The sequence below is a fragment of the Paenibacillus pini JCM 16418 genome (genome assembly GCF_000576305.1).
In the GTDB taxonomy this organism is placed as follows: Bacteria; Bacillota; Bacilli; order Paenibacillales; family Paenibacillaceae; genus Paenibacillus_AQ; species Paenibacillus_AQ pini.
The window spans coordinates 282,401-308,500 of record NZ_BAVZ01000003.1; the positions used below are offsets into that span (position 1 = coordinate 282,401).

17 protein-coding genes and 2 pseudogenes are annotated in these 26,100 nt (G+C 39.5%); 5 read left to right on the forward strand and 14 right to left on the reverse strand.

What is annotated here, in order from left to right; genetic code table 11:
- Nucleotides 1–16: 16 nt before the first annotated feature.
- The 4 genes and pseudogenes from JCM16418_RS06650 to JCM16418_RS06665 form a co-directional block, all read right to left on the reverse strand.
- Nucleotides 17–1,104 (reverse strand): annotated as a pseudogene (locus tag JCM16418_RS06650) (DUF3900 domain-containing protein).
- 102 nt (nucleotides 1,105–1,206) lie between these two features.
- Complete coding sequence (locus JCM16418_RS06655; protein ID WP_052020090.1) at nucleotides 1,207–2,118, reverse strand: tyrosine-type recombinase/integrase; 912 nt, start codon at nucleotides 2,116–2,118, stop codon at nucleotides 1,207–1,209.
- A gap of 143 nt (nucleotides 2,119–2,261) precedes the next feature.
- The gene (locus tag JCM16418_RS06660) at nucleotides 2,262–3,644 is read right to left on the reverse strand and encodes a DUF4179 domain-containing protein (RefSeq protein ID WP_036647077.1); all 1,383 of its coding nucleotides are present in this window, start codon (nucleotides 3,642–3,644) and stop codon (nucleotides 2,262–2,264) included.
- On the reverse strand, nucleotides 3,641–4,177 hold the full coding sequence (locus tag JCM16418_RS06665) for an RNA polymerase sigma factor (RefSeq protein WP_052020091.1): 537 nt from the start codon (nucleotides 4,175–4,177) through the stop codon (nucleotides 3,641–3,643). The genes JCM16418_RS06660 and JCM16418_RS06665 overlap by 4 nt, the downstream gene beginning before the upstream one ends.
- Before the next feature lie 229 nt (nucleotides 4,178–4,406).
- Between JCM16418_RS06665 and JCM16418_RS06670 the strand changes: the two genes are divergently transcribed.
- Nucleotides 4,407–5,732, forward strand: a complete 1,326-nt coding sequence (locus tag JCM16418_RS06670) for an outer membrane protein assembly factor BamB (RefSeq protein WP_036647078.1) — start codon at nucleotides 4,407–4,409, stop codon at nucleotides 5,730–5,732.
- A gap of 380 nt (nucleotides 5,733–6,112) precedes the next feature.
- On the opposite strand, the gene metE is transcribed toward JCM16418_RS06670, so the two are convergent.
- Both metE and JCM16418_RS06685 read right to left on the reverse strand, forming a co-directional pair.
- A complete protein-coding gene (metE, locus tag JCM16418_RS06675) occupies nucleotides 6,113–8,401 on the reverse strand; it encodes a 5-methyltetrahydropteroyltriglutamate--homocysteine S-methyltransferase (protein WP_036647079.1) in 2,289 nt (762 codons plus the stop codon).
- Nucleotides 8,402–8,864: 463 nt separating this feature from the next.
- Nucleotides 8,865–10,508: an alkaline phosphatase gene (locus JCM16418_RS06685; RefSeq protein WP_052020092.1), complete on the reverse strand. Its 1,644-nt coding sequence runs from the start codon at nucleotides 10,506–10,508 to the stop codon at nucleotides 8,865–8,867.
- A 155-nt stretch (nucleotides 10,509–10,663) separates the two neighbouring features.
- Between JCM16418_RS06685 and JCM16418_RS06690 the strand changes: the two genes are divergently transcribed.
- On the forward strand, nucleotides 10,664–11,515 hold the full coding sequence (locus JCM16418_RS06690) for an AraC family transcriptional regulator (protein WP_036647081.1): 852 nt from the start codon (nucleotides 10,664–10,666) through the stop codon (nucleotides 11,513–11,515).
- A 241-nt stretch (nucleotides 11,516–11,756) separates the two neighbouring features.
- Here the strand turns inward: JCM16418_RS06690 and JCM16418_RS06695 are convergent, their stop codons facing one another.
- Complete coding sequence (locus tag JCM16418_RS06695) at nucleotides 11,757–12,215, reverse strand: hypothetical protein (RefSeq protein WP_036647082.1); 459 nt, start codon at nucleotides 12,213–12,215, stop codon at nucleotides 11,757–11,759.
- A gap of 107 nt (nucleotides 12,216–12,322) precedes the next feature.
- Nucleotides 12,323–12,670 (reverse strand): hypothetical protein, encoded by a 348-nt coding sequence (locus JCM16418_RS06700; RefSeq protein WP_036647083.1) that lies wholly within the window; start codon nucleotides 12,668–12,670, stop codon nucleotides 12,323–12,325.
- A 603-nt stretch (nucleotides 12,671–13,273) separates the two neighbouring features.
- Between JCM16418_RS06700 and JCM16418_RS06705 the strand changes: the two genes are divergently transcribed.
- The gene (locus JCM16418_RS06705; RefSeq protein WP_052020093.1) at nucleotides 13,274–17,845 is read left to right on the forward strand and encodes a S8 family serine peptidase; all 4,572 of its coding nucleotides are present in this window, start codon (nucleotides 13,274–13,276) and stop codon (nucleotides 17,843–17,845) included.
- 412 nt (nucleotides 17,846–18,257) lie between these two features.
- Here the strand turns inward: JCM16418_RS06705 and JCM16418_RS06710 are convergent, their stop codons facing one another.
- The 3 genes from JCM16418_RS06710 to JCM16418_RS06715 form a co-directional block, all read right to left on the reverse strand.
- Nucleotides 18,258–19,046, reverse strand: a complete 789-nt coding sequence (locus tag JCM16418_RS06710; protein ID WP_036647084.1) for a class I SAM-dependent methyltransferase — start codon at nucleotides 19,044–19,046, stop codon at nucleotides 18,258–18,260.
- A 71-nt stretch (nucleotides 19,047–19,117) separates the two neighbouring features.
- A complete protein-coding gene (locus tag JCM16418_RS26595; RefSeq protein ID WP_306304754.1) occupies nucleotides 19,118–19,486 on the reverse strand; it encodes an EamA family transporter in 369 nt (122 codons plus the stop codon).
- Nucleotides 19,411–20,073 (reverse strand): DMT family transporter, encoded by a 663-nt coding sequence (locus JCM16418_RS06715; protein WP_306304755.1) that lies wholly within the window; start codon nucleotides 20,071–20,073, stop codon nucleotides 19,411–19,413. Before JCM16418_RS06715 ends, JCM16418_RS26595 begins: the two co-directional genes overlap by 76 nt.
- Before the next feature lie 138 nt (nucleotides 20,074–20,211).
- Here JCM16418_RS06715 and JCM16418_RS06720 point away from each other — a divergent pair, with 138 nt between their 5' ends.
- The gene (locus JCM16418_RS06720; protein ID WP_036647187.1) at nucleotides 20,212–21,624 is read left to right on the forward strand and encodes an aminotransferase-like domain-containing protein; all 1,413 of its coding nucleotides are present in this window, start codon (nucleotides 20,212–20,214) and stop codon (nucleotides 21,622–21,624) included.
- On the opposite strand, the pseudogene JCM16418_RS06725 reads toward JCM16418_RS06720, so the two are convergent.
- Nucleotides 21,621–22,504: pseudogene (locus JCM16418_RS06725) on the reverse strand (LysR family transcriptional regulator). The gene JCM16418_RS06720 and the pseudogene JCM16418_RS06725 overlap by 4 nt on opposite strands.
- A gap of 122 nt (nucleotides 22,505–22,626) precedes the next feature.
- On the opposite strand from JCM16418_RS06725, the gene JCM16418_RS06730 reads away from it, so the two are divergent.
- Nucleotides 22,627–23,367: an SDR family NAD(P)-dependent oxidoreductase gene (locus JCM16418_RS06730; RefSeq protein WP_036647085.1), complete on the forward strand. Its 741-nt coding sequence runs from the start codon at nucleotides 22,627–22,629 to the stop codon at nucleotides 23,365–23,367.
- 287 nt (nucleotides 23,368–23,654) lie between these two features.
- On the opposite strand, the gene JCM16418_RS06735 is transcribed toward JCM16418_RS06730, so the two are convergent.
- Nucleotides 23,655–24,212: a DUF1697 domain-containing protein gene (locus JCM16418_RS06735; protein ID WP_036647086.1), complete on the reverse strand. Its 558-nt coding sequence runs from the start codon at nucleotides 24,210–24,212 to the stop codon at nucleotides 23,655–23,657.
- A 206-nt stretch (nucleotides 24,213–24,418) separates the two neighbouring features.
- Nucleotides 24,419–26,023, reverse strand: coding sequence for an amidohydrolase (locus JCM16418_RS06740; RefSeq protein ID WP_036647087.1), 1,605 nt, complete (start codon nucleotides 26,021–26,023; stop codon nucleotides 24,419–24,421).
- Nucleotides 26,024–26,100 lie beyond the last annotated feature (77 nt).

Here is a 26,100-nt window from a genome sequence, read left to right on the forward strand (position 1 = left end):
GACTGAAAAGCTATTATTATTCCACTTCTTCTTCGCCCTCGAGAGGTTTGGCTTGTAATAGCCGTTCTGCTACAACGCGGAAGCTCTCTGGTTGAAGTAATTCTACGGGAGAGTACCCTTTATCAAAAATAAAACCGTCTCCTTCAATAATGACCGCGTAGCCATCACGAAGTTTAGTCAGATGAATTTTATCACCATAATCGGCTAAGAGTCCCTTAATGAAGGTCTCACCAAGCTTAAATTTGATTTCAATTTCCGGTTTAATTTCCACAATGCGACTCGCTGCCTCAGCAACTTGAATGGGTTCCCATTTCTCCTGTAAATCACGCTTATCCCCAGCCGCCCATAGTTCGAGCGATTTCTCTTCCTTTTGGCGATCTTCATGAGTTGCATCTGGCCACTTATTCTCAACATAGGTCTGTACAAACTCCATCACATGCTCATTTACAATTTCGGGGATGGACTGCTCGTACGTCACAAATTTCAAGAAATCTTCAAAATAACGAGCATGAGAGGACTGGTGAATCTTAAGTTCCCATTCTTCAAACATGCCTTCTTCAGGCATATAAGGATATTGGATGGACTTCATATTACGTGCACTAATAGCCATCTCAACTTCTTTGACTAGATTCTTCTCCGAGATTCGGGCAATTTTACTTTCAAAATCACATTTTAGTACAAAAATAAAAGGATCATCTGGATGTGTTGTTAGAGCAGCTTGGACAACGATTAGGGCGCCACCTCGTACCGACTGGTATCCAAATAAATTCTCAATAGATCATCACAAGCATTCTTATAATCTTCCTTGTCGTCCACTGTACGAAGTCGAACGAGCATATTAAAGTTCGGGTTACTAGTGAGTTCATGTCCAGGTTCAACGATAAAACGTCCTATTTTCGTTGGAGCTTGTTCTGTATTTGGGTATTTCTCAACCTTACGCTTACTAATCCTCGTAAACTCACCATCGAGAAACTTTTTAATATCACTATCTAAATATTCATAACCATCCATTGTTTGATAATGCTTGTACGATTTATCAGTTTGTCCTTCCTTACCGTCCACTTTAATTACAAAAAAAGATAAATATTGCACATCAAATTTCATCTAAATGCTCCTTTATATTTCTTCAATGTCAACGACGTATAGCTCCATAGCATATATAAATTAATTAACATAATTAAGTTTACATAATATTTTTACTGTTAACTAAAAATTAGGTAGCTCTAAATCTAACTTAGCCATAGCCTCTTCCTTTTCTCGACTCGTAATATGTGTATATACCGTAGTCGTTTGAATGGAGGAATGACCAAGTAATTCCTGCACTGTGCGCAGGTCAGCACCTTTACGCAGAAGCATAGTTGCAAAAGAGTGCCGAAGTTTATGGCTAGAATAAGGTATTTTTTGATATTGAGGTATTCCGCTCTGGAACTGATCGAAGGAATCCGCAGCAATTTGCTGGATATTTCGTATGGACAGTCTCCGTCCTTTTTGTGAGATGAACATCGCATCTTCTTTTGCTCTCCATGGGTCTAATCGCTCTGCTAGAGCTTGTTGCAATATATGATTTACGGATTCTGGAACTGGAAGTGTGCGCCACTTACGTCCTTTACCAAACACATCTAGTGTACTTCGATCCGGATTAAAATCGCCAACATTTAAGGTATTTACTTCCCCTACACGTAGCCCCATATAACCCATTAATAAGAAAATAGCTGTATTTCTAAGTTTATATTTACCTTCAATGGAACGCATAAATTTACCTAAATCACTCTCAGCGAGAAATACAGGGGCACGGTTTTTATCCGTTTTGGACTTCTTAATTCCTTCCGCTGGGTTCGCAGTATGGATTTCGAGTTCGATCAAGGCTTTGAAGAAACAGTTCACTGAAGCATGTTTACGGTTACGCGTACTGTCGCTAACTCCTCGTTCACGAACAGATGAAAGATAAGAAACAACATGCATTTTTTTAACAGCCTCAAGCTTCTTATCCTTCAGACTTTGTAAAAACTGCCGAACATCCGCTAAATAGGACTTCTGAGTATAGGGGGTGTATCCAGCATCCTTCATCCATATTAGAAAGGCTTCCAGCTCTTCTTCGTACTCTTCGTTTACATCCATTAAACCTTTCCCCCCTTGTTTATGACAATCTATTGTACCATAGAATAGGGAAAAACCGCACTTGATCCTTAAATAGCAAGGGTTTGCGCGGCATTGTATTAATTGACGTGATTTATTCCATTGTCATAAGAACTAGACTGTTTCTATTTCCAAATCAGTGGAATTTTAATTCTAAGCATTTCTCGATCTGGGGGATATGAAAATTGTTGTGTAATAATTTCAGCCACATCATGCTCATTCATCTTGGGGAATATCAATTTAAAGTAGAGGGAGTCCTTGGAAATTCGAATAGGGCGTTCCTTAGCAAAGATCATTCCTCCTTTATTATCTTCAAACATTAGACTCGTACTCTGGCTCGCCGATTGATTGACTTTATAATAAACCACGGTTTGTTTCTCCTGAAATTCAATATATGTTAACGTTATTTCCCCTCCTTGATCCCCTTTTAGTACCAATGGAAATGTATTATTAAACGGTGCTCGATCTTGATACTGTTCAATATCTTTAGTGATACGAATGACTTCACCTATGATTAGCGTGACGTATTTCGGCCTTGGGTTCAGTTCAGATAGAGGAGAGAAATTATTCTGCATATGTTTCCGACTACTCCCGCTCCCTCCTTGCATATTTATAAGGGTTCCAAGATCATCTTCAATGATAACATATACATCATTCGGAACGTCGAATCCCCCCTTAATCAATAACTGAGTATTGGCCGGACCAAACACTAGCTTTTCAACCAAATATTTTTTATTCATAAAAACAAATTCCTTATTAGGATGAAAAGTAGTTGTCAAAGCATCGCTTTTTTCTTTACTCAAAGGCACAGTAACATCCCATTTTCCATTAATCCTTCCGATTTTGCTGATAGACATATGCAGTTGTACCTTATCTGGTAAATCAGAATCCCCAAAGCTCATGAGCGTAGTACCCACAAAGCTATGATCACCTGTAATGGTAAATTGATGTGTTCCTATTGTCGAAGGTTGAATTCCTACAAAGTTAGTATCGTAATATACAGAGGCGTCTTTTTCAGTAATCTTAGGTGAGGACTCAGGATAATTCACCTCATAATTCAACACGACTTGCATCCCATCGTAAAAAATATCAACCATTGTAAACTTGATTTTCTGATCTATAATAGTAGCATTTGCCTGTGTACTTAGATTCTTTTTTTCGATTTGCTGAAGTCCACCTGGATATCCACCCTTGGCATATAAATAATCGAAAAAAGGTATCTGGCGCAATGCTTCAGCGACCTGAGGATACATAAATCCACTACCTATTAATATGCTGAAGCAAATGAGTGCTGCCGTTGCAATGCCCAGACTCCATTTGACAAAAGGTGAACATATATACTTCTTATTTGTTCCCTCTTGCGTATTTATATGTAGTGTCCATACATCATCAAATGGTACAGAAAACTTCTGTTTTTCTAGGAATTCTCTAGCTTCTTGTTGAAGACTTGCACTTAAATTTGTATACATTACGCTACGATCAAGCTCCGGCTTCTTGTCCAATTTCATTTCAATCCCTCCCTTAGTTCCCATAATTCAGACTCTAGTTCGTTAAATAGTCTTAGTTTCTCTAACGCCGCATGTAAGCGGGATTTACAGGTTCCAAGCGGAATACCAAGGATTGAAGCCCTCTCGGGTAGGGCTAATTCAGCATAGTAATGAAGTGTAACTACCTCTCTTTGCTTTTGTGATAAGCGAATAACTAAAGACCATAATTGTAGATGCATGGCGTTTTGCATAACAATACTTTCTGCGGATAACTCACGTTTACTGTCTGGTACAACAGATAACAGCCTCATCCAAGTCTTCTTACGAAGTGTATTTCTCGCCATGTTCACCGTAATTCGGTACAGCCACGGTCTAATTGGCTTGGACTCATCGTACAGATGATATTTAGCATACGTTCGCAAAAATGTATCTTGAGTGATATCATCCGCTAACGTCGGTGACTTTGTAATCATCAGTGCTATACCATATACATAGGTAGAATGCTCTTCGAACATTTCTCTAGCTTGTAACTCCGTAATGAGATACTCCTTCAACTTCTATTCCACCATCCCTTTCTTCTTTAATATCTATACACATTGAACAACACAAAGCGTTCGGGTTCAGTAGCTATAATTTTTAAAGATTACGATTTACATTCTTGATTAACGCATTATTTAGTTTACATAATAATAATTATGGTAACTAGATAAATAATCTTTAAATTTTCAAAACTTTCCAAGTATTGTAACGTCAATAAGAATGATACTCTATAAGGAGCTGATCATGTTGAAACATTCAAAGTTAGTTCTACAAACCATTATAGCGAGCACCCTTCTCTCTCTGGGAGCAGGTCTATTATTAACGAACAACACCTGCATAAACGCTGCCCCGCTAACCTCAATCACCTCAGCAACTAAAATAAATGAATCTATTCCTGTACTGAAACCAGTTTGGCAAGCTAAAACGGACGGAAGCGGGATATATGACACTCTGCCCAAAATTAGCAATGGACTGATCTATTATTCTTCGAACGGGAAGATAATTGCCGCAAATCTCACCACAGGCAAAATGAAATGGTCTTATAACAAGAGTGCAGATCCGCAAATTATAACGAATAATTCCGTTTTTTTCGTTAATTTCGAAGGTTATTTAGTAAAAGTAAATTCTTTGACAGGAAAGTTGATTTGGAAGGTCAAGGTAGCCAAGGCTCCTGTAGAAATTGGCGCACACGCCACTCTAAGGAACGGAGTTATATACCTGCGAAATGAGAGTGGCGGCATTAGTACGTACAACCCGGTCTCAGGAAAGATGATATGGGAAAATAAAGGTATTCCTATGTATGCTGGCAGCATTGTCGGTGAATATAACGGTGTGCTTGTTGTGTCTAGCACAGTCAATAATATTCGCACACAATACTTCGGCCTCGATCCTTCTACTGGAAAAACACTTTGGAGAGCAGAAGGTATGTATTCATTTGTCTCCTACCAGCAAGGGCAGCTCATTCTGAGGGAGCAAGTTAACGTACCTTTTATTGCTTCAAGCGCACCGATCAAAGGCTATTTAATGACTCTAACGTATCTAGATGTAACAACCGGGAAGATTACGAGAAAAGAAAATTATAATTCATTAGACAATGTTCTCAGACTAGGTAACTTCTACACTTCGATTCAAGGCTCGTATATTTACACGGCTGATGGCAATTTAGACAAAGACGAAGCTTCGCTCAATCGATTTCAATTGGGCCAAACTTCCGAAGTAGAACCAAAAGGCTATTCAACGTTCGGGAAATGGGTTGCCGGTCCGATCAACGGATTTGCCTTTTTTCAAAAAGATAAAGAAATCATTAGCGTTAATATGTCACAAGATACCGTCATGAAATTCGATGGCTTTGTAAGTCAGGTCCAAAAGATTCAGATCATCAGTCAAGGTATCTATGCAGGAATTGAGAACGGAGAAGTGTACCTCCTGAATTCCACAACAGGAAAAACACTGGGTAAAGTTAAAACCGGTGAAGCACAATTTGGAAATATATTTATTAGTAATGGATATTTAATTATTCTAACCGAACACAAAATTGTCGTGGTTAAGGTACCGAAGGAATTAATATGATGTCACCCCACCCCAATGACTATTTTTTATCTTCGAAACATCAATTGTAATAAATAGGTTTATAACCATAATAAGTAATAAAAATCCTTCTATTTCTATGAATAACTAGTCATTATCCACAAATAAAATCGTTTACAGACGAAACAGCGTATAATATATGTTATACGCTGTTTTTTTAGAGCCGTTTTCACCTTATTAAGTTATATAAATTAAGCCATGATTAATTTCTGTGAATACTCATTCCGTATTTCAAATACGCTTTCTTACGCTATCGGCAGCTTCTGCTAAAATGAAGAAGTAGCATGATAAGCACTCATTATTAAATTGAACACAGAAAAAGTCGCGATCATTGTCGCGACTTTTTCTGTGTTCTAGGCTATTTAATTTACCGTCAGTGAATGCTTAGCACGAGCAATCTGTGTCGCATCGACCATGTTACGCAAGGATTCAACAGTTTCTTCAAAGCCTCGAGTTTTTAGACCACAATCTGGATTAATCCAGAAAAGTTTAGGATCTAAAACTCGTAACGCGCGTTCGATCATACTTGTCATTTCCTCTACTCGCGGTACACGCGGACTGTGAATATCATATACGCCTAAGCCAATACCCAGTTTATACGTATTCACTTCAAAGCTATGAATCAATTCACCATGACTACGAGAAGTCTCAATTGAAATGACATCTGCATCCATCGCTTCAATGGAATCAATCATGTCGTGGAACTCACAATAGCACATATGTGTATGGATTTGTGTCGTGTCTTGAACCGTGCATGTGGTCATACGGAACGCCTTAACTGCCCATGCCAGATATTCTGCTTGATCCTGCTCCTTAAGCGGCAATCCTTCACGAACAGCAGGCTCATCGACTTGAATCATTCCAATGCCTGCATTTTCAAGGGCCTCTACCTCTTGTCTAAGAGCATAAGCCAGTTGGTAAGCAATTTGTTCTCGAGTGATATCCTCACGAACAAAGGACCAGTTCATAATTGTAATCGGGCCGGTCAACATTCCTTTAACAGGATGTTTGGTCTTCGACTGTGCATACTTCGTTTCTTCAACCGTCATTGCTTCTTCGAATGCTACATCTCCAAAGATAATTGGTGGTTTCACACAACGAGATCCGTAAGACTGTACCCATCCATACTGTGTAAATGCAAAGCCACCTAGCTTTTCACCAAAAAATTCAACCATGTCTGTCCGTTCAAATTCACCATGTACTAGAACATCCAGCCCAATCTCTTCCTGCAGCTTAATCCAGATATCAATTTGATCTCGAATAAAGCTAGCATATTGTTCGTTCGTCCAAACTCCCTTGCGCCAAGATTGACGTGCCTTACGCACCTCTACCGATTGCGGAAAGCTACCAATGGTTGTCGTCGGAAAAATAGGTAATTGCCATTTATTCTGTTGAGCAATATGTCGTTCTGAGAAAGGTAGATTACGTTTAGGCTGCTCTTCGCTAATAATAGCTACCGCATGCTGAATGTCATTGCGATTACGCTCACCAGATAGCTTAAGTGCCTGAATTGCAAGATCGCATTTTTCAAGTTCAGCTTCGATCGAGGCCTTATCAGAGCATGCTTTCGCTAGCAGAACAAGCTCGTCTAGCTTCTCATCAGCAAATGCGAGAGCATTCTTTAAATCAGGTATTAGCTTGACCTCATTTTGTACCGTAACAGGTACATGAAGTAAACTACAGGATGACTGCACAATAAGATGATCCGGAGTAACGAACCCACTCAATTCTTCTATAAGTACCAGTTTGTCACGTAGTGAGGCCTTCCAGATACCACGGCCATCGACAACGCCTGCACCCAGCACCTTATCAGAAGGAAAGCCCAATTTCTTAATGGACGCTATATTCCCAGTTAAACCGTGCACAAAATCTAGTCCAATTCCTTTGACAGGTAACGTTACGATATCACTGTAATTCTCTACCGATTCAAAATAGGTTTGTAGCATAATATTCAGATTAGGAACCTTCGCTGCAAAAGTATCGTAGATCGATTTCAGTCTTTGTACATCTTCCGCATCTAATTTCGTTACAAGAATAGGTTCATCAATTTGTACCCACTGAACTCCCTCATGCTCAAGTTCTTGTAAAATCTGTACATAAAGTGGCACCAAGCGTTCCAGCCAAGCATCCGTCTCTGATTGATGATATCCCTTGGATAGCTTCAGGAAGGTTAAAGGCCCTACAATCACAGGCTTACCTTCGATTCCTAGCTTTTCTTTGGCTTCTCGATATGCAATTAATGGTCTATTTTCAGTGACTGACGGATTTGCACCATCCAATTCAGGCACGATGTAGTGATAGTTGGTATTAAACCATTTCGTCATTTCGCTGGCTGTTGCATCCTTCGTCCCACGAGCAATACCATAATAAATAGATAAAGGAACAGCCCCGCCCTCATAAGCAAAGCGTTTTGGAATAATGCCGAACATCGTAGCCGTATCAAGTATATGATCATAATAGCTGAAGTCATTTACCGCTATAAAATCAATGCCCTTCTCTTGCTGCTTACGCAAATGATTCAAGCGGATTGCCTGAAGCTGACTGTGAAACTCCGATTCTTCAAGCTTACCGGACCAGAACGCTTCGAGAGCTTTCTTCCATTCGCGGTCTGCACCAATCCGTGGGTATCCCAATACACTACTTTTCGCCATTATAAACCTCTCCTATACAAATCAAATTGTTATATGAAAGATATCATGTATTCGGAGATATAGTGTAACTGAAATAAACTATATCTAGTTATAGTCTAAAGCTATATCTAAAAAGAAGAGGCTGTCTGACAATCCCAAATATTATAGAGGTGAAACCATTATTACTCAAAAAATATGGTAAGACCTCTGAGACTGTCACACTTGCAAAGAAAGATGCCAAAGCTAATAAAGTATAAAACAATGCGTTTTTCTTATGCATATACTTTATTGAAGATACTAAGAAAAAAACAAATAGTCCCGAACTAGCAGCAGCGAAGATGTCCATAATAACCTCCAATAAAATAATAGAAGTAGGTAACCCACTTCTATTATTTTACAAAATTATATAAAATTTAACATCATTGAGTCCAGATTAAAACCTTAGCTGATAGATAAACCCCTTCTTCTATTCGAGCTATTTAGGCTAGTTAATCAAATCAACTGCATCTTGAGAAACCCATACTTTATCTTTGATCATCACTGTCAAAGCGCTTAGCTTTAATGCTTTACCATCCATCATTGCGATATTTTTATCCATTGGCAGCTTCAATAATTGACCACCTTTTTTCACAACAATCACAGGATTCGTTTTATCTGTCTTGTCGAGCGTCACAGTAGCCCCCTTAGCTCTGAACTTATCAGCGGTTACGAATAAAGTGTCTTCAAGAGCAGTTAGGTTAAGTCCAGTAACCTCTTGGATGTACCTGTTAACATCGGTATTCTGAATAACGCCGCTCTTCGCGAAATCGGTAGGTTTGAAATTAGTTGGATGATAGGCGAACAATCCAATTTCTTCGGATGTATGATCGTCCGTGGAGAATGTCACACCGATTTTAGCTCCCAGAATTTTTCCGATTACTGGTGACAGATTATCCTTCAACCCTTCACGAACAGCATCTGCTTCTTCTTTTGTTAAATTCGTCAGTCCATAGTTGTCAGCAAGCACTTGCTTAAAATTCTTCTCATTAATGTTGCCTTCAAAGCCATAGCTTGTATGTTTTGCTTTTTTTAGCACAGAAACTAATTCTTTGTTTGCATCATAGTTCGTCATATTCAGTCCGCCTGTCGCATGGTCAGAAACGGATACAACCGCCGTATTCCCATCTTTTTCAGCGAAATCAATGGCTGCTTTGAACGCTCTGTCAAAAGCTAATGTTTCAGACACAATACCCACAGGGTCGTTATCATGACCATACCAGTCAATTTGACTCGCTTCAACCATCAGGACAAATCCTTTGTCATTTTGAGAAAGCTTCTCTGCTGCAATTTTAGTCATTTCAGCTAGACTTGGTTGCTTTTGTGGATTTAAATCAAGGTCTGCGTCCAATGCTTCCTTATTGAACATCCCCCACACTTTATTCGTTTTCGTATTCATCAATCCAGCTTTGTCTGTTACGTATTCATATCCACTGGATTTGATGACTTTGGTTAAATCCTCTCCGTCTTTACGGTTGATATCTTCTTTACCAGGGACCAAATAACCCGCTCCACCTCCGAGCAGAATATCTACTCCGCTATATACCATTTGCTCAGCGATTGAACCCGCGTTATCACGTGTATAAGCATGACTGAGGAATGTAGCTGGCGTTGCATCTGTTAATTCACATGTAAACACGGTACCCGTGCTTTTCCCAGCTAGTCTAGCAGCATCCATGATCGTAGGCAGCGGTTTGTTCATATCCTCTTTCTTCACAGTATCCAGTAGCGGCATTGTACTTTTATCAGGTAGAATCGAAACCGTTTCGGTCTTCACCTTATGGCCCGTAGCATATGCTGTAGCCCCTGCCGCAGAATCAGTAGTCAACGAATCCGTTGCATATGTTCTCACTAGACCACTGAAATATTTATCAATTGTGAGTGGTTGTCCTCCTCCATACCATCTAGCTAAGTTAACGTCAGATAAACTCATCCCATCTGTGATGAACAAGATTACGTTCTTAACAGGCTTGTTTGATGGCACCTCAGCCGCCGTAGTAGCTCCACTCGCATATGTAGTTCCACTAGATCCAATAAGTAAACTGCATGAAAGAACGGTACTGCAAATTCCTGCAATAACTCTGTTGCGCATGATAATCCTCCTCTAAGTATGTGTGTAAATACGACTTTAGTGTAACGTATGAATGTTTGAAGAATCAGCACGTATTCTCTTGTTTATATTAAATTTTTATACATATATTGCTTTGAGTTACGGTGGAGCATACAATCCCTTATAGGAGGTGCTGTATGAAACCGGATTTTTATAAATGCGAATTGTTAGAAGTAAGCCGCAAGAAACTGGTGTATACCAGCATGCCTTCAAGGCATTATCACGATGCATATGAAATATTGTATCTCGTATCCGGGGATATCTATTATTTTATAGGAGACAAAACCTATCAGGTTGTAGGTGGCGTCCTCTTGTTCATAAATGAGAATGAGCTACATAAATTGGTGAACTCCAGTTACAGCACCTTTGAACGCATAACCCTGATTTTCAAAAAGGAATATCTACAGCAATTCTTCACTAGTGTTCAAATTAGCGATCTGCTCGCATTTTTTGAAAGTGGATATAGTGCCCTGAAGATGAGTGGCCAAGATCAGCATTTTATAGAAAACCTTTTCCAGAAAATGATTCGTGAGGGTGAGAAAAAAGCTCGTGGATATGAGCAATACCAACAAATACTACTATTAGAGCTTCTTCTATTTTTGAACCGTAAAGTATTTGATAATGAGCAGGAACAGATTGTAGATTCTAATCGCACACATAAGAAGATCTTTGATATTGTTAACTATGTAAATGAACATTATATGCATAAGATCAAGCTAACCGATATTTCACAGCATTTCGATATTAGTCCCTCCTATCTCAGCCGTACCTTCAAAGAAGTTACCGGCTTCACATTCATTGAGTACATCAATAATATTCGGATCAAAGAAGCACGGGGTCTCCTGAATAACTCCACCTATAATGTAGCTGAGATTGCGGATAAAGTTGGATTTGATAATACCTCACACTTTGGGCGAACCTTTAAAATCATTATGGGCGTATCTCCCCTTAGTTTTCGGAAGCGGGTGAAGTCGGAAATGGTTACATAAAAAAACTGCATAAAGAATAGACATAAGACCGTCCGTTACGCTGCCGGATTATTCTTACGATCGCTGTTGTCTCCAAATTTCTTGAATGATCACTTGGCAGTGAAAATTTGGAGACAAAGGCGAACGCTTTGCTTCTTCAGAATAATTCCGTCCTCTTCACTGGGTTGGGTTACAGTGCTTCTAGTAATGTTACAATCTTTTCCCTTTACATATAAAATCGTAGAGACAACTTATTTATATATTAATTACGAGTAAAATTAGTCGTCACTTCTACATGATCCCATTCCACCTGTATGCTATAAGTCCCAGGCTCTAAATTCTTAAATGTCTTTTCATCTGTATAGCTCTGCCCATATTGCAAATCAATATAATCTTTTATTGGAACCGAACCCTTTTCGATTTCATTGTTATCTTTTATTAATATATATCGTGCTCCTCCAATTACAGTTATTTGTTTTTTACTTTGATTACTGAATGTATATCTAGCTATTGTATCAGATCCCACTTGTTTTACATTTACACTACCTACTAATCCCTTTTGAATAGCAGTATTGTTCGAATCTGATGGTTGCGTAGCATTCGAATTGTTAATTGCAGAATTTTCAGTGCTTATAACTTTTACAGATTCCTTCTTCTCTGAACATCCTGTAAAAACTAAAGAAACCCCTATTATAAATATTAAGATATATATCTTTTTCATCGTCTATTTCATCCCCTCGTCATCATTTAACGTTCACTATGATCAACGAGTTTTTTATGAAATATGTTTCATTCATTTCAAAGGCTGTCACGATGACAGCCTCCCCTTTATTTCTTATCAACATGTAAGAGAGTTACCTGCTTCAACGAATACGTATCTTTGATTCGTTCTTCTGGGATCACCTTCAACTGAATAAGGCTAGTGACTTTAGAAGAATCTACTTTAGACAATAAGCGCCACACATCTGGATCAGGTAACGCATCATAGAGCTTCGCATCATCATATTCTTTACGATATTGGTGCACCAGCTTCACACGATAGGCTCCAACCTCAACTTCCTTTTCTCCCTGTGATTCACAAAAAGTCGTAATTTGATCACGCAGCTCCTTGATTGATTGTTCGATCTCCTTCTGCTGCTGTTTCAATTTATAATACCGTTTTACCTGCTCGTCCATAAGTCCACTCTCCTTCAGCAAATTACTCTATTTCTATTTATATGCAGAGTAGAATCGGATAAGAAGCACAACCATAATAATCTGATAGAGCGAAAAAGCCATTAACTCGGCTTTATGCAAAGTTACTGGCCACCCTGATGTGGAATGAATTATACTATTCTTCGATCTCACCCTCATTTTCGATTAAAATGTAAACATTTCACATCATTTCTTTTTCTTGAATTCCCCTCTTTATTCTAATCAACATCGAATGAAGGGGCTATTTGTCGTATTCATTTAGCATAATTCAAGCACATATCCCCTCTCAAAGACCTAGATGTACAAGCCACTCTCGTAATTATTTGCTATTTACTACAATAGATCCCTTTCATTCAGCATTTACATGCAAATTAATTACAATTCTATCTTCTCTAATCGACAGCATTCGTATCACAATTCCCGTGATATATATCCTCCTCATGTCCCATCCCAATAAAATGTAAAAATTGTAAAATAAAGATGCATTTTACCATTGTTTAATTAATTTTAATAAGGAGGATAGATGGCGAATCGTATTATTTTCATAAAATAATCTTTAACCTATTTCAAGAGGAGGCTGCAAATTTGATTAGAAAATCTCATCCTTTCCGTACTTCTTCGATCTTGCTGTTCAGTTCTATATTTGCGTTGGGCGTTGCTTTTCCAAGTACCTCTTCGGCTTCTTCATTCAAGGTGAATGATCACCAATCAACCGTCGATATTTCCAAACTGAAAATTCCATCTTCCTTGAAACTACCTAAATCGGCTTTAAAAGCACCTCTGACTTTGAACAGTGATACCATATCAGATCAGCCTGAAAATTATGTAGGTAACACGGACAGCAGCAATCCAATAACCGTAATCGTTGAACTCAGGAATCAACCTTTGAAAGTATTTCAGTCCAGCTCTTCTTCGAAAGCCAAATCTTCAGTTACAAATTACAGTAATATTTTAAAACAAGAGCATTCAATCTTTGCTCGATCTGCAATACAAGCTAATGCACAAATACGCCGAGAATACTCGGAAGTATTTAATGGATATTCGGTTACATTGCCTGCTAATCAAGTCGATACACTGCTGCGTTTGCCCGGTGTGAAAGCAGTCTATCCCAACGAAGAATTTGAAGCGTTACCTGTGCCCGTAAGTCACGATATTAAACCTAACATGGATGAGAGTGCTCCTTTCATTGGTGCTGAACAATTATGGAATAATGGCTTGTATGGTAAAGGGATTAAAGTAGGCGTCATTGATACAGGGATCGATTATAATCACCCCAGCTTAAAGGGTGCGTACAAAGGTGGATACGATTTCGTAGATAATGACTCCGATCCAATGGAAACTTTGCCCGATGCCACGAAACCAAAGAAAGATGGTAAACCATACGATACGCAGCATGGTACGCATGTATCGGGAACTATTGTTGGACAAGGCAATCCCGATCATCCAGAAGCGGGTAAAGGCTGGGTTCGTGGTGTAGCTCCACAAGCAGAGCTGCATGTGTATCGTGTGCTAGGTCCTTACGGTAGCGGCTCTAGTGAGAATGTCATTGCTGGTATCGAACGGGCAGTTCAAGATCATATGGATGTGATCAACCTCTCACTCGGTTCTAAGCTGAATAATCAATTTTCACCAGATGCCATTGCAGCAGATAATGCCTCACTTGCGGGAGTAACCGTCGTATTATCCAATGGTAATGAAGGGCCGAAGGAAAGCACCACGGGAACTCCTGCCGCTTCGCAGCTTTCGATCTCTGTTGGCGCTTCAACTCCACCTCAACAAACTCCCATTTTCACAACGGATAATGGCGATGTTGCTTATGCTTCACTAGCAGCCTTATCTCCTAAACTTGAAAATGCAAGCGATGATTTAGAACTTGTATTTGCCAATTTAGGTGAAGAAGCCGACTACAACGGTCTCGATGTTGAAGGTAAAACCGTCCTGATCTCTCGTGGCAAAATATCCTTTGGTGATAAATCAAAAAACGCTTTAGCCCACAAGGCCAAAGCCGTCATCGTCTACAACAATGTTCCAGGCGAAATTGGAGGAGCCACTTTAGGTGAACCTGGACAATTTGCTCCTACCTACACCATAAGTCAGGAAAGTGGATTGAAATTAAAGAAGGCATTAGAAGATGGAAAAAACCATGTGACTTTCTCTTATAAGAAAGAACAGGATTTATTAGCAGATTTAAGTTCAAGAGGACCTGCTCTTCCTTCCTATGCCATTAAGCCAGATATCACGGCTCCGGGTGTTGGTATCCGTTCATCTATTCCGGCTTTTGACGGTAATTATGATGATGCTTATGAAGACTTGCAAGGTACGAGTATGGCAGCACCACATGTTGCAGGTTCAGCTGTACTGATGCTAGAAAAAACTCGAGAAGAAGGAGTAAATCTCGGACCTGATCAAATTAAAGCTCTTCTCACAAATAATGCTTCACTGATTCGAAATCGCGACGGTAAGACTTATGCCGTTAATGAACAAGGTGCTGGACGCGTAGATTTGAAGAATGCCTTTGGAGCAGAGGCTATTGTAAAAGTTATAGATACTGTGTACGGCGTCGGTAAAGATGATACGGGGATCGATTATTTTACAGGTAGCCTGTCCTTTGGTCAACAAGCAGCAGGTAGTCATTCTTCGAAACAATTAACGTTAGATAACATTGGTCATAAAGACCAAACATATAACGTTTCTATTGACTGGAATAATGCAGCCTCACTAGAGTTGACTCCTAGTGATACAACGGTAAGTATTCAAGCTGAACAAACATCGGTTGATTTTTCAGTCAACTTGAATATTCCAGCGGGAACCACAGATGGTATCTATGAAGGACAATTGTTCCTCACTGAAGTTACAACGGGTCATCAGCTTCATGTTCCGTTTAGTGTCTATGTAGGTGCTAAATACAACTTGGACTCTATTAGTAATCTAGAAATAGATCCTTCTTATCTCTCACCGAATGGTGATCAGGTTAAAGATACAACAACTCTATATTACGCGGTAAATAAGAAACTTAATGATTACCTCTTCTTTGTTTATGACGAAGCGGGCGATGCAATAGGTTATATTTATGACGAAAAATGGCCTCTTGAACAAAATTATTATACGTATACTTGGGACGGAACAATACATGATCTTAATGATAAAAAAGTAACATTAACAGATGGGTATTATACGCTCGTCCCTTATGCTGTAGGGGATGATGCACTCCTTACTAAATCAGCTGCGGGTGTCGTTGTTGATACAACTGCTCCTGAATTTAAACTTGATCCAGAACATATTGTTCTAAATCCGGAACAGCCGGGTACGGGAACCATTTCCGGTGAAATTATGGCTGATCTCCTTATTGATCATTTCTATGACGGCACTAATTTAAACGAACTGATCCATGTTAAAGCTGGTACTCAAACCGATGAGGGATATAAAGAATATACAGGTAAGCTTGATGAAGATGGTCTCTTCACCATTGATGTTCCCTTAAAAGCTACAGGTAGCAACTCTTATGATCTATTCGTTTATGATGAAGCGGGCAACGGACTCGCAAAACCTGCAAGAACGGTTATTGATAATGCTCAGCAGCCTAATGAAGGCAACAAACTAAATCTATCGGCACCTAAGAAAGATGTAAAAACAGGAGAGGCATTTGATGTAAATGTTGATTTCTCGGTACAAGATGCCGTCTATTCAGCAGAATTTGATGTAACGTATAACAGTAATCTGACTTTATCCAAGATCACTCCAGGTATTCCAGGTGAAGTTATTCCTTCTTCACAAGATGCTAATAACCCTGATACCGGTACAAAAGTAGTACATTACTCACTCAAACTGACGGATCCTGTACGTGTAGGTACACTTGCACATTTGAACTTTACTGCTGCCACAGCAGGATCATACACATTTAACATCAGTAATGTTAACTTACTAAATGAAAAGAACGAATCCATTCCAGTTACGGGTTTAGCCGCTACAACGGTAAAAGTGACTAAGGAAGCCGATCCGAATCCTGAGCCGAACCCAGGATCTGGAGGCGGAAATGTTTACTATCCACCTACTCCAAGTTATGCACCAAGTACGACTCCAGTCGCCACTTTGCCAGAAGCGAAAAAATTCAAGTCTGGATCCATAACAGAGACCGGCAAAGATGACACACTCACAGGCGTGCTGAATGTTGACAGTACGTACGTCAATGAACAGTTGAATCTTAAAGATTCTAAGACAGTTACTTTCGACATTAGTGATATTGATTTAAGTTCATACCACCCATTGAATATACAGTTAAGCTCCAGCCTAACCAAACTACTTCAGGATTCCAAAAAGGATTTGATTATCAAAGGTAAAGGATTCGAGTTAACGATTCCTGCCGGAGATATCGCCAGCTTCGTTTCAAATGGTATTCTCAAAATCACACTACAATTCAGTGACACTCCAACCGGGAATATTCAAACTCCTACTGGAGGAACTGGCGTATTTACTTCCGGTTCATTGAATATTAAGGAGACAACTGTCCCACTTGCTGCTCCAATCAAAATCACTTTAGATCTGTCTTCCTCCAAAGTAAAAGACCGTCAAAAGGTAGGTGTTTTCACTCTTGGTAAGGATGGGACTTGGAGTTATGCGGGAACAGGAAATAATCATGCAAATTCCCTTTTCTTTAACGCTGATCATCTTGGTTCATTTACGACAGTAGAAATCTCAAAGAGTTTTGCAGATATCAAGGCGCATTGGGCAAAGAATGAGATTGAAGTCATTGCTTCTCACTTTTTAGCCACAGGTAAGAATACTGCAGATACGTTTAAACCTAGTGATCGTCTAAGCCAAGCTGAATTTTTAACATTACTTGATCGACTTCTCTCTACAGGAAAGACATGGAATGATCGAGCAGCTGAAGCAGGATCGACACATGAGTTAACTCGTGAAGAAGTAGCTGTTCTCATTGCACAATCTTTTAAGGTCGATCTTACTTCTTCAGCTATTTCGCTGACATTTAAGGATCAAGGGAAAATATCTAGCAGCTCCAAGACAGCTGTCTCCTATGCAGTTGGTAAAGGCTATCTCAAAGGAAATCCAGATAACTCCTTTAATCCTGCAGGCAAGTTAACACGTGCCGAAGCAGCAGTTATCTTATTCCGTTTATTGCAAGACGTTCAAGCTAAATAATAGTAAAGCAGGAGTAACAAAAAGGCCATGAATGGGATGATCCACTTCATGGCCTTTTATGATATCAATGATGTTATTTCTTCCAAAAAGACATTTCATTACCCGTAATAAGAAACTACCATTCAATCATTCGAAAAATAATATAATAATTTATAAAAAACCATGTTCCGGCGGGTATATAGCAAACTTACTTTAGTCAAAATTGTAGATACGTGAGGATGATGGATATGTGCAAATGATATAGATATGGAATGATATTTCTATTGTGAATTTTTCATATGTTGAAATACCATAATTTCATTATAAATTAGAGCAAAGAAAGCTCAAAAGCGCAATTCAATATCCGCTTGCACGAAGTTTCTAATATCCATGTTGTCTCTTCCTCGCAGCAACCGTTCATTCTACTCCGCAACTAAACCATAGCACGAACAACATAATTCTCTAAGGTGGTTAGTAAGCCTTGTTCATTTGCATGATGTTCAAATATTCTTTCGATTTCTGACATGCTCTGTTGAATAACCATCTCATGAACGGATGGACTTTGTCCAAAACAACGTAATTTAACCACGTCCATGGGTTCATGTAGATACTGAATATGGTCCACCTTTTCGATATCAAAATGTGTAAACATCGCTTGTTCTAGGCGGCTTTTAATTGTATTTAGTACCGGCGTACCTTTAGTAAGAGCTTCAAATAAGTTAGGAAACCATTGTGACAATTCTGATGATAACCGATCTCCGGGGTGGAGACTACGTATCATACCTCCCTTTTTAACAACCCTTGTTAATTCACTGTAAACTGAGGTAGGACCTTTACGGTTGTAAGCACAATCAAATTCATCAGTTTCAAATGGGAGTCTATCTCTAGTATTAGCCGTAACAAATAACACACTACTCAGATTACGATTATTTCCAGCTACGACGAATTCATTGGTAACATCTATTCCTACAATTTGCTTAACTATTGAACTCCATTGGATGGTAAAGTCACCATGACCACAACCAACATCAAGCACTTTTTTCCCTTCAACAATCTGTGAGACTTCTTCTGTAAACATGTTTTCCCCATTTGGCTCCGTCTGTGTACAATGCCATGGATAAGAATATTCTCCAGTCGATTTTGCTAGCTGTGCATACCATCCATAGGAATGGGGAGATACCCAGTCCTCATGCATTTTAGGGTTGGCTAGTTTAGAATACATTGTTACAAACGCCTCCTGTTTATTTAAGTCAGGAAACAGATTATATATTAAAATTTAACAATTGAACATCCCTATTTGGTTACTTTCCATCTGGTATTTCCCTCTTCTAACACAGAGGATCGTTGCATTTTCTTAGATCTCCGAATGTACTGATTGAAACTATCTAAGTTTGCGATCAGTGTACCAACGATGATAGTAATCATGCCTGCCATAGAAATTCCTGATACTTTTTCATGATAGAACAAATATCCTACACCCATAGCAATCATTGGAGATACATAAAGCCAGGTTGTCGGGAACATCGGATTTGTCTTAGCAACAAGCCAGTAGAAAAGACTGTGTCCAACCATGGATCCTATGACGATTAAGTAAAGAAGCGATCCAAGCGCATTTCGATTAAGAAGGCTACCCATTTGCACATCCTCTGTAAATATAGACAATATGATAAGGAGAACCCCCCATAGATCATTTGAGCCGCATTAAGTGCAACTGGTGATGCTTTTGGCATATTTTGAATAACCCTTTTCGAGTATAGTGCACCTGATGCGTATCCAATTTCACCGATTAATATGGCACCCATACCCAGCATCCACCATACATCCGTCGATATGTTAATACTCGATAATAACATAAGCACAACGCCGATAAAACCGACAATACAACCTAAAATGGAGCGTAATGTAACCTTTTGTCGCAAAAAGATTATCTGAATAAGCAGCATCATCAGAGGTCCTGTAGCAGACAATACTGCCGCTATACCAGATGATACATGCTGCTCAGCCCAGTACAACATCGCGAACGTTCCAAAAGTCAAACACAAACCTGAAATTAGCATTTCTTTCTGTAGTAATAGAGAAAACCTGGCTTTACCCTTCCACACCATCCATAAGAACAACACCAAACCAGCAATAAAAAACCTTATTCCTGCTGAGAAAAAAGGTGGTGTGGATGCATCAATCCCTACCTTGATCGCTAAAAAAGTCGTTCCAAAAATTAAACACATCAATACATAATTGAAAATAATCATGTCCATTCCCCTTCCTGCCTGCCCTGTACCTAGCATACAAGTCGAAGAATAGAACAGATTAAGTTTAGTAGAACAGATGAGCAAAAATGTAGTGTACAATGTTAATAGAGAGGGTGATGTAAATTGAAGAATACAGCTATGGGGGCAAATAAACAATTATTCATCCAAATATATGATCATATCGTTTCGAGGATGCAGCGGGGTGAGTGGCAAGCACATGACAAACTCCCTTCCATTCGCCAACTTGCGAACGAATTTCAAATCCACCGGCTCACCGTATTTCGTGCGTATCAGCTCCTTAAACAAAACGGTAAAGCTTATGTAAAGGAAAAATCCGGTTACTACGTAAGTCCGCTCTCATCCGAACAACAAAATGATGCATTTACAGTTGATGCGTCTATTTTTACACATATTCATTTTAAAAATGATATGTCCAAAATTCATAGGGTTCCTGCGACGTATCAATTCTCACAAGCTTTGATTGATCCTAATTTATTACCGAATCTATTTCTTTCTGATTACGTGAAGAAGGTATTCGATATCTATCCCAAAATGATGGGAACGTATTCCTCTGCCCAAGGCGATCTGGAATTACGTGAAGTGCTTTGTCAATATATGATGGAGCAGCATCCGGTAGATCTAGATCCAGACGAAGTACTCATTACGACAGGCGCTCAGCAGGCCATTGATTTACTAGCGCGCTTATTCATTAGACCACTCGACAACATCATCGTAGAACGGCCGACATACAGCGTTGCACTCGATGTTTTCCGGGCGCAAGGGGCACGGTTTCTACCCGTAGATATTACTCCAGATGGCTATGATTTGCAGCAAGTTGAACATTTTATGAGAGAGTCTCGCCCACGTTTTTTCTATATGAATCCAACGTTTCATAATCCTACTGGTTATACGATTCCTGCCGCTCAGCGAAAGAGACTTGTCGAGCTTGCGGAACAATACCAATGTCTATTAATTGAAGATGATGCGTTTCACGATATGTATTTTAATGAGATTCCTACGCAGCCGATATTTACCTACGATACAGATGGATGGGTCATTTACCTGAAAAGTTTTAGTAAGTATATCGCACCTGGTCTAAGAGTTTGTGCTGTTTTGGGTAGGCGCTCCTTGATCGATTCGCTAATAACTTTGAAATCTCTTGCAGATAACGGATCTCCTTTAGTTAATCAGAAGTTATTTCTTCATTACTTTAAGTCAGAACGAATGCAACAGCATGTAGACAAACTACGCACCGCGCTACAGATTAGAAAAGAGATCATGGAACAGGAATTAGCCCAGACTGGGTGGGAATGGGTTAGTCCACAAGGCGGTCTCAACTTATGGGTCAAGTTACCCGCTGAAATTTCTGTAACCGAGTTATGGGATCAGTGTATTCGCCAATCTGTCTCATTTGTCCCTGGCACGATCTTCGATCCCTCGCGTGAATTAAACTCATCGATTCGCTTAAGCTATTCCTTTGTGAATGAAACGCAAATTAAACAAGGTATGCGTAGATTAGTGGATGCAGCTAATCACATCCGAAGCCATTAACCTCTAAGCTCTTGTCGTAGATACTGGTATAGCTTTGAACTTGCTTGGTTCTGAGGATAGTCGGATGATCTTGAAAGAATGCCGAATGTCATATCGATAAGACTCTCTTCATTTATTGTTCGAATCGTTGTTCCCTTGGGCGCAGGATTCAATATAATATTGGGCAAAAGAGCGATCCCTAGCCACATTCTACATAATATTGTAAAGCCGTTATACTACCGATCTCCATCGTTTCGAGGGGCATTTTTCCAGTTCCATGTAGTACCATCTCAAGCTTTCGACGATATGGGCAAGTTGCTGACGTAATAAGGAGTCGGTAGTCTCTTAAATCAACTGGTGCAATAAATTCTTGCAAGGTAAGTGGATGATGTTCCGGTAAAAGAACGACAAATTCTTCCTTAAACAATGGATCATAGTACAAATCCGAACCTAAATCAGGTGCTGAACAAAGTGCGAGATCAATCTCACATTCGAGAAGACGCTCAGTTAACGTTGGTGTATTTGCTACAACTAATGAAATTTTAATTTTTGGATATTGTGCCATAAACCTCTGTATGATACTCGGCAATCGATAACTTGCTGACGGTTCTGTCACTCCTACACGTACATGCCCCGCTTCACCCCGTTGTAAATCCGCTAAATCTGTTTCTAATTTCTCCATACGCTTAACAATTTGAATACTCTCTTCGTGAAACAGCCGGCCTGCTTCGGATAATTGCATCGTTTTCCCACGTTCGATTAACTTCATTCCAAGTTCGGTTTCAAGCTTCTGCATTTGCATCGTAACGGTGGATTGAACATAATTCATTTCCTCGGCTGCGCGGTTAAAACTACCGTATTTCACGATCATCAAAAAAGTTTTAAGTGTTCTAAAATCCATGATTCTCCCCTCAATGTTATTCAATATTTTTGAATGTATTATTCATTTAATTCAATTATACAAATATATAAGAAAGTCATACAATTATGGATATATCAAGCTTCAAAAAGGAGATGTTCATCATGGATTTAAAAAACAAAGTGGCATTGATCACGGGTGGAGGTACAGGAATAGGTAGGGCTACTAGTTTAGCGCTTGCTAAACGGGGCGCAATCGTAGTCGTGAACTACTCGCGTTCTACATTAGATGCCGAAGAAACTGTTCAAATTATTAATAAAGAAGGTGGAGAGGCGATCGCCATGCGAGTCGATGTCTCACAAGATATAGAAGTTAGAACCATGGTTGAGCGTATTGCACTCCAGTTCGGGACGATTGATGTACTTGTAAATAACGCGAGCATAACCCATCATATTCCGATTTGTAATCTAGAAGCAGCTACAGATGAGGTATGGGACGAACTATATAATGTCAATGTTAAAGGTATGTATCACTGCGCACGAGCCGTAGTTCCTTTTATGAAGAAAAATAAGGAAGGCGCAATCGTCAATCTCGGCAGCATTGCGGGACTAACCGGCGTTGGTTCTTCTCTGCCCTATGCTGTTTCCAAAGCAGCCATTCATGGTCTTACGAAGTCCTTAGCACATGCCTTAGCACCAGAAATTAGAGTGAACTGCGTTGCACCTGGAGCCGTATCTACTAGATGGTGGCTTGGGAGAGAAGAACAAATGAAACAGTTGGCTCCCAATTTGCTGCTGCAACGCATTCCAACTCCTAAGGATGTCGCCACTCTTATATGTAATACGTTAGAACAAGAATCCATGACAGGTCAAATCATAACCATAGATAGTGGACAAATATTATAATTGTATTATGCTACTTCGTCATCATTGAGATGAAGAACTACTTATAAATTGAATGATCCCTACAAATATCATAAATAATATAAATGATATGAAGATCCATATGAAAACCTTTTGTAATTTAGAAGATTGTGTCTTATGTTGGTTGATTCTCTAATCTAGCCAAACGGTTCTTAAGTTCTTGTATTTCTTCATCACGTTCCATGAACTCACATCCTCTTATTCAGAAATTGTATATATTCCAAAAAGATGACTCTATATTGAATTCTCTAGGATTAAAACGTCTACGATTACTCCATCGCATCCACTAATGTAACTAACTTACGGATTGTCTTCCAATTACGCACTGTTGCTGGGACGTCAAGCTTATGCATATGGGTAGCCAGCTTGGAATTACGCACACTATTACGAAACAAAAAATAGATTTCTCGCCCATTGTTCCGATAATTTTCGTTTTCGTTTCGATAAACAGCTAATCGCTCAATCTTATCCAAAGTAGGCTCTTCAAGCATGATAGAAACGTATAGGCTCTCTGTTTCAGATGCTGCCTCAGCTTCAGAGATTTCTTGCTGTGTGAATGGACAGCTCGCAGCAATACTTCTCAACTCGTCTGCCGTTCTTAAAATAACCGGTACTGGAAAACCAAAGTTTACCTCAATCTCACGTTCGATCCGAATACGCAGTTGTTCCTCATCTTCGTTTGATTCAAACAAAACATTTCCACTCTGAATATAGGTTTGGACTCTATTTAATCCCATTTCTCCTAAAATGCGTTTTAACTCAACCATCTTGATCATGTTCTTACCACCTACATTAATGCCACGTAACAATGCGATATATATTGTCATTCATCTCAATCCACCAATCTATTTAATCCTATATCCAATATTTTACTATACAGAGCTTGAAATCGCTACCTAGCTTTATTCAAAATGTAGGTACGTCTTAATGATGAATATAAGAAAAAAGAACTAGAAAACTGTGAATTTATTATTGTGAATTTTTCATATGGTGAAATTTTAAAATAAATACATATTAATAATCATTTATTTCTTTAATCCGTTAGCTCGTACATGATTTCACCGTTAATTACGGTCATAACAACCGAATTATGAAGCATTTCATCTGCATCTGCTAATTGAAAGGGATCATTTTCTAGCACCGTAAAGTCAGCCAAATATCCTGATTTAATCATTCCCCGATCTTGTTCATGTCCTATTGCATATGCACTGCCTAATGTATACAGAGATATCGCTTGAAACATGCTCAGACACTCTTCAGGACCATAAATCGTCTTATCCTGTTTTTGTGGACGAGTCCGGGTTACTGCTGCATGGATTGCCTCTATTGGAGATACCTTCTCAATCGGCGCATCGGACCCGCCAGCACAGTGAATCCCTTCATTGAATAGAGTTTTCCATGCATACAGATACAAACCCTTAAGATTTCCTACCCTTTCAAGCACCCAAGGAAAATCTGATGTTACGAAGCTAGGCTGAATATCGACAATGAGCGGAAGCTCTTTCATATTTTCAATCAGAGCTTTACGCAGGATTTGACCGTGAATGAGGCGATCTCTTTTATCTGAAGGACAAGGATGATTTACGATGGCATTCAAAAACATTTCAGCAGCCTTGTCCCCTATGGTATGTGCGGATACAGACATTCCATAATCCCTTGCCTGTTTCACCCATTGATTTAAATCTGCTTGCGAGTGCACAGCAACTCCACATGTAGATGGATCATCTGCATAAGGTTGACTTAATAGAGCCGTTCTTCCCCCAAGTGCACCATCCACAAAAATCTTCATTGCACCATACTCTAGATAAGGAGATTCAGCTATCTGCTTACGCCCCAGTTCATACCACTCTTGCATAACTAAATGATGCACAAGGAGATGCGCTCTAAAAGGTTTACCCTCATCATGAAGTACAGAATGGAAAGCTTGTAATACACGGATAGAACCTCCATAATAACTTAAATCCTCGGTGTGGCAACCTGTCAAACCTTGTGACCAGCAATCCTCAATAGCCGCATGAAGCGCCGTTTTTAAATATAATTCTGTAACTCCAGGTATCACCTCAAGGATCAAATCCTGAGCTTTTTCCTTCAGAATGCCAGTCAGCTTTCCTTCTGGATCCTTCTCAATAACACCTCCAGATGGGGCCGTCACATGCTCGGTCACCTGTGCCTTTGCAAGAGCCATAGAATTAACCGCCATGACATGTCGACAGACCCTCCGCAGCATGACTGGATGCCGCGGCGCAACCGTGTCGAGTTCCTTCTTACTGAGCATCCCGCATTCTTCCCATTCATTTTCATTCCATCCTTCGCCAATAATCCATTCCCCTTCAGGAATGACTCTTGTCTGTTCTCCAATTCGATCCAACAATTGTTGTCTGCTAAGGAGTCCTGCCAACTGGAGTTTGAGAAATGTCTCCCCGTGTCCAATGAGATGGATATGACTATCTACAAATCCAGGAAACATCGTCTTTCCTTGCAAATCGACATATTTCACAATTTGATCTGCGTACTTCCTCTTTATCTTTTCGAGTGCTCCGGACTCTAAAATGGTTCCATCTTGGGTATAGACCGCTTCAACTTTGTCATGTTCAAATTCCATCGTGTAGATATTGCCGTTCCACCAGCAGATGCCCATAGCTCTACTCCTTCTATTCAATAATCTATTGTGAATTTTTCATATGATGAAATTATATTATTACAAAATTAAAAAGA

Bases quoted from the DNA above. Each gene is read 5' to 3' on its own strand.
- JCM16418_RS06655 (WP_052020090.1), bottom strand. From the start codon at position 2,118: ATGGATGTAAACGAAGAGTACGAAGAAGAGCTGGAAGCCTTTCTAATA.
- JCM16418_RS06660 (WP_036647077.1), bottom strand. From the start codon at position 3,644: ATGAAATTGGACAAGAAGCCGGAGCTTGATCGTAGCGTAATGTATACA.
- JCM16418_RS06670 (WP_036647078.1), top strand. From the start codon at position 4,407: ATGTTGAAACATTCAAAGTTAGTTCTACAAACCATTATAGCGAGCACC.
- metE (WP_036647079.1), bottom strand. From the start codon at position 8,401: ATGGCGAAAAGTAGTGTATTGGGATACCCACGGATTGGTGCAGACCGC.
- JCM16418_RS06685 (WP_052020092.1), bottom strand. From the start codon at position 10,508: ATGCGCAACAGAGTTATTGCAGGAATTTGCAGTACCGTTCTTTCATGC.
- JCM16418_RS06690 (WP_036647081.1), top strand. From the start codon at position 10,664: ATGAAACCGGATTTTTATAAATGCGAATTGTTAGAAGTAAGCCGCAAG.
- JCM16418_RS06695 (WP_036647082.1), bottom strand. From the start codon at position 12,215: ATGAAAAAGATATATATCTTAATATTTATAATAGGGGTTTCTTTAGTT.
- JCM16418_RS06700 (WP_036647083.1), bottom strand. From the start codon at position 12,670: ATGGACGAGCAGGTAAAACGGTATTATAAATTGAAACAGCAGCAGAAG.
- JCM16418_RS06710 (WP_036647084.1), bottom strand. From the start codon at position 19,046: ATGTATTCTAAACTAGCCAACCCTAAAATGCATGAGGACTGGGTATCT.
- JCM16418_RS06715 (WP_306304755.1), bottom strand. From the start codon at position 20,073: ATGATTATTTTCAATTATGTATTGATGTGTTTAATTTTTGGAACGACT.
- JCM16418_RS06720 (WP_036647187.1), top strand. From the start codon at position 20,212: ATGGGGGCAAATAAACAATTATTCATCCAAATATATGATCATATCGTT.
- JCM16418_RS06730 (WP_036647085.1), top strand. From the start codon at position 22,627: ATGGATTTAAAAAACAAAGTGGCATTGATCACGGGTGGAGGTACAGGA.
- JCM16418_RS06735 (WP_036647086.1), bottom strand. From the start codon at position 24,212: ATGACAATATATATCGCATTGTTACGTGGCATTAATGTAGGTGGTAAG.
- JCM16418_RS06740 (WP_036647087.1), bottom strand. From the start codon at position 26,023: ATGGGCATCTGCTGGTGGAACGGCAATATCTACACGATGGAATTTGAA.